At 45.4% G+C, this 4,210-nt stretch carries 5 protein-coding genes; all 5 read right to left on the minus strand.

The features are described from left to right. Positions 1–47 precede the first annotated feature (47 nt). Entirely contained in the window at positions 48–1,094 is a 1,047-nt protein-coding gene (locus tag J1785_RS02905) for an alpha/beta fold hydrolase (protein ID WP_217218769.1), read from the minus strand. Further along, positions 1,084–2,436 (minus strand): MATE family efflux transporter, encoded by a 1,353-nt coding sequence (locus J1785_RS02910; RefSeq protein WP_129953401.1) that lies wholly within the window; start codon positions 2,434–2,436, stop codon positions 1,084–1,086. The genes J1785_RS02905 and J1785_RS02910 overlap by 11 nt, the downstream gene beginning before the upstream one ends. Beyond that, positions 2,433–3,074 (minus strand): acyl-CoA dehydrogenase family protein, encoded by a 642-nt coding sequence (locus tag J1785_RS02915; RefSeq protein WP_217218770.1) that lies wholly within the window; start codon positions 3,072–3,074, stop codon positions 2,433–2,435. The genes J1785_RS02910 and J1785_RS02915 overlap by 4 nt, the downstream gene beginning before the upstream one ends. Further along, positions 3,067–3,327, minus strand: coding sequence for an acyl carrier protein (locus J1785_RS02920; RefSeq protein ID WP_217138775.1), 261 nt, complete (start codon positions 3,325–3,327; stop codon positions 3,067–3,069). The genes J1785_RS02915 and J1785_RS02920 overlap by 8 nt, the downstream gene beginning before the upstream one ends. After that, the coding region (locus J1785_RS02925; RefSeq protein WP_238483043.1) for a 3-oxoacyl-[acyl-carrier-protein] synthase III C-terminal domain-containing protein at positions 3,302–4,210 on the minus strand (909 nt) is incomplete at its 5' end. The genes J1785_RS02925 and J1785_RS02920, both read right to left, overlap by 26 nt.

Below are 4,210 nucleotides of genomic sequence, written 5' to 3' on the forward strand. Positions count from 1 at the left end.
AGAAGCATGTTAATTAATAATCTGCACAGTTTATAATTATCACAAGATCACTTATGCCTTTTTATATTATTCGCTACGCGCAATATCAATTTTGGTTCAGAAAACGATGAATAATCTTCATGCACAGTCTGACTCACAAAATCTGAAATGTGATTAAAGACAGCAGGGTCACGTAATGCGCCATTGTGACCCTGGCCTTCTGTCACAATTAATTTACTTTTCTCCAGGGAACGGCTCAGAATTACGGCTTCATCCAGTCCGATACTGAGATCATTTTTATCATGTAATATCATCACAGGCTGCGTTATTGCTCCGATGAGTTCCGGGCCAATAGCATCAGGATGAACGCCATAGCGGAGTTGATAAAGCTTTTTCATGGAACCGGCAATACGCTTTGGAAGCTTATTATTGCAGACATATCTGTCCATCATCTTTCCATAACTGCACGGACTGCTGATTAAAATCATGCGCTTAAAAAACAGCCCCTGTAATGCCGCCATGCAACCAATTAATCCCCCCGTCGAATGGCCAATGACGACAGAAAAATGGCCATAGTGTTTTTCCATATCCATCACTGCCCGTGAAAGATCATAGAAGGACACTTTTTTGCCGGGAGAAATTCCATGTGCCGGAAGATCCGGTGCATAAACACTGTAACCTTTTTCCTGTAACCGCTGCGCCATTTGCCGCAACATAATACTTCTGCCATCCCATCCATGAAGCAGTAAAACTTTCTCTGCCTGCGGGTCCGCTTGCGGGTAAATAAAAACCTTAACAAATGATTTGCGCCAGAAAAGCTCCTCCTGCAGGCAGCGGCTGAGCAGCATGATTTCACCCTGTTTATAGGGTAAGGGCCGGGTCTTTTCGAACAGACGCAACGCGTATAAAGCAGAAAGGTAAGAAGACATAACATGCAATGAATATAAATCGAATAAACTTATTAGTTTGCATGCCCTGCTATAATGTGTCGCAGGTCTGATTTTCGCTTTCATCAATAAAGAGGGGCGTAATCTCATCAGAACCAGCACCCGAAGATAATTTTGGTGCACCAGTGAAAAGAACAAAAGAACGGGGTAAAAGAAGCTATAAAACATTGTCGCTCCCTATTTTATTTGCCAGACGCCAGTACTCCCTGCCGAATGCGATAAAGTAGATGACATTGAATATAATAATAATATTCATGATGCTTTTAAGCTGGGAAAAATTGCCCCACCCCACCAACAGGGTGATGACTGTCAGTAATTCAATGATAACGGTTAATACCAGTACCCGTCTGGCCTGATCAAGTTGTTCGAGTAACGCCTGAAGAGAGGCAACAAAAGATGTCAGGAAGAAAGTCGGTAATAATATTAATAACATCTGACTGCTGACATCTTGTATTGTTTTGTCGCCCGATAATATTTTAATCAGACTGGCCTCGGTAAAATAGACCCCCGAAGTCAGCAGAAGATAAAAGATGCCAATAAAAGTGAGTCCCCGATGCAGTAAACGTTTTAATTCTTCCCCTGTACTGATCGCCAGACGCTGGTTAATTAATATCGCCAGGGCAGATCCGCAGGCCACAGCGGGAATGACGATAAACATTCTGATTTTGGTGACGATCAGAAAGCCGGCAACATATTGCTCACCCAACGTACCTATTAACGGGAATATCAGTAGCGAACTGAAAAATAGTACCACCAGCGAGGCAAATATTGGCATTCCCACCTGAAACAGAAGCCCGCTGAGGCGCGCAATGAAAGCCCCCGGCCGGTCATCTTTCACGTTACGGCCTATGCGCCATACCAGCCAAAGCGCGACGGGGATAAGCAGGGCTGAAGCCAGAGAATTTGCCACAATAATGGAGTAAAAACCTAACCCGTAGAACTGATAGCAGGCGTAACAGAGAAGCGCATTCAGAACGATATAGGCGATAACTAATACCATGCTCAATGCGCTTTTCCCTTGTCCCCGAAGTGCACTGTTACACATCTCGAGTTGTATAAAAGGCAGCATGGAGAGGAAATAGAGCGGTAATGCAGAGGCATAGAATTCATTGCCGGCGACCGGCAGCATTGCCTGCAATAGTGAGGAACACAGGGCCGTCGCGCCACTGAGCAGCGCCACAATCAGGATACCCAGCGTCGCCAGCAGTGACGTTGCCTTCAGCACCTTTTGCCGGGACCACAGATTCAACGAACGGGCACTGAAAACCTGATTAGTGATAGCCAGACATTCCAGAATAGCCAGGAATAAAAAACTGAAAGGCTGAAGCATGGAGAGCAAATAAATTGATCCGGTTTCGCTTCCGTGACCCAAAATGGCGGTCTGAATATTTTGGGAAAAGGATACGGCAATCGCCACAATAATCATCGGCCAGGCTAACTTCATCAGGTCGGTGATATCTTTGCCCAGGCTTTGGCGTCGCGGCATCGTCATTTCAGATGGGGAGTTCATATTGCATGCTCCTGATAGTCAGGCAACAGAGTTACAGCCCCGGATGCTGTTTTTCCATACAGGCTATAAATCATTACCGACAGATAAGAAAAGCTGTGAGTTGAGCCTGATAAGTAGCCGTGCCCGCCCATCAGTTTTTCTGCTCTGTTGGTTAACACCGTGATCTGCCAGTGATCTGCCTGCGCCCCGGCAAAATCCTGTGCTGCAACGCGCCTTTGCCATTGGATCAGCAACAATTCTGTCTGGTTGCTGAGATCGGCGAAATCGGCCTTCACCAACTGATGTCGGGTGGTTTTTACACCAAAACTCTTGCGCGCGGATAAGTGCTCCCAGCTGATTGTCAGGATCTGGCTCAGAAGCCCTAACCGGGCCGCAAAAGAGGCAACCAGCGGGATCGGGTCTGTACCTGTCGCTTCTCCAGCGTTGTAGTGCAAAGAGATACCCAGTGAAGCCAAAATACGGTCAGACTCCGTGTGCTCATCCCTATCCGCTTCGCTGTGTTGACCCACTAACTGATACCCGCGACAAAATACGCCACTCGCAGGATCTGCCCACTTCTGACGCATCTGCCGGAGGGCATCTGCTGGCTTAAGGTCTCTGAACAAAAAATAAAGCCGGGTAAACTCCTCTTCAGACATCAGAGCTCTCCAGCTGCAGGTGTTGCTCAATCCACTGGATAAGTTTTCCGACCGTGGTAAATGCATCCTGATTGATTTGATCAGGTTCAAACATCAGGCCGGGGATTTTTTCCTCCAGCGTGAGTAAGAACTGAACAAATAATACCGAATCCAGATCCAGATCTTCATTGAAATCAGTGTCTGACGTAATGGAGATTTTTGCAGACATAACATCGTTTAATGCATCATTAACTGCCGAAAGTAGTGTTGACATGCTTTACCTCATTAATTTCGTTTTTTTCAATCAGGATACAAGACATCGTTATCCCCATTCCCATTGCAACGCAGAGAATTCTTTTTCCGTCGAAACGCTCTAATAATGAAGACACGTTAAATAAAATATCAGAACAATATGCATGGCCATAACCTGATATATGTTCTGTAAAAAGCTCGCCTCTGAACTTCAATTTATCAGCTATACGTTTAAGCATGGGCATATCTATATTGCCGGGAACGATAGCATCTATATCGCCGATGGAGAGATGAAACTTATCCAATACATAGGTATAAAAATCATAATAATCCTGCTCAAGCGATGAAAATAGTTCCCGCCTCCGGGCAGCCGTAGACTCACGATGATTGTTATAAAATGAAGATAAATGCCGCACGGCGGTGTGATTGATTTGCCACCGTGAGTGCCCCGCGTTCAGTAGCATTGCCGCAGGGACTTCCGCCATGACACTATTATCAAGCTTATTAATATCACTATGAAACGCTTTTTCCCCCGTCAGGAGTATCATCGGTTGCTGGCTTTTTATGATCCGGCTTTTTAATAAATGGATCGCAGACAGTGCCGACGCGCAATGATTAAGACTCACCGTTAATGTTTCCCAATGGCCTATTCCGCAACTGATGGCGATCTCATCGAGCCAGGGGGTTTCAAAAAAAGTATTGTGCGTCTGGGTTTTGGCATATATCAAATATCCCTGCATGTGCGTTATATTTTTATTTGCACCCACCAGCGCGGAAAGGGTTTCCTGCAACATTTGTGTATGGTTACCCGTAAACATCCCCACGCTGTTCAATGAGTAATAACGTTCAAGAACCTTACGCGCACCTGTTTTTAAATTATGAGATGATTCAAGTGTACTTAATGG

The sequence above is a fragment of the Rahnella perminowiae genome (assembly GCF_019049755.1).
Lineage (GTDB): Bacteria > Pseudomonadota > Gammaproteobacteria > Enterobacterales > Enterobacteriaceae > Rahnella > Rahnella perminowiae.

What these genes read in the sequence shown, in the direction of transcription:
- J1785_RS02910 (WP_129953401.1), bottom strand. Translation starts at nt 2,436, where the DNA reads ATGAACTCCCCATCTGAAATGACGATGCCGCGACGCCAAAGCCTGGGC.
- J1785_RS02915 (WP_217218770.1), bottom strand. Translation starts at nt 3,074, where the DNA reads ATGTCTGAAGAGGAGTTTACCCGGCTTTATTTTTTGTTCAGAGACCTT.
- J1785_RS02905 (WP_217218769.1), bottom strand. Translation starts at nt 1,094, where the DNA reads ATGTTTTATAGCTTCTTTTACCCCGTTCTTTTGTTCTTTTCACTGGTG.
- J1785_RS02920 (WP_217138775.1), bottom strand. Translation starts at nt 3,327, where the DNA reads ATGTCAACACTACTTTCGGCAGTTAATGATGCATTAAACGATGTTATG.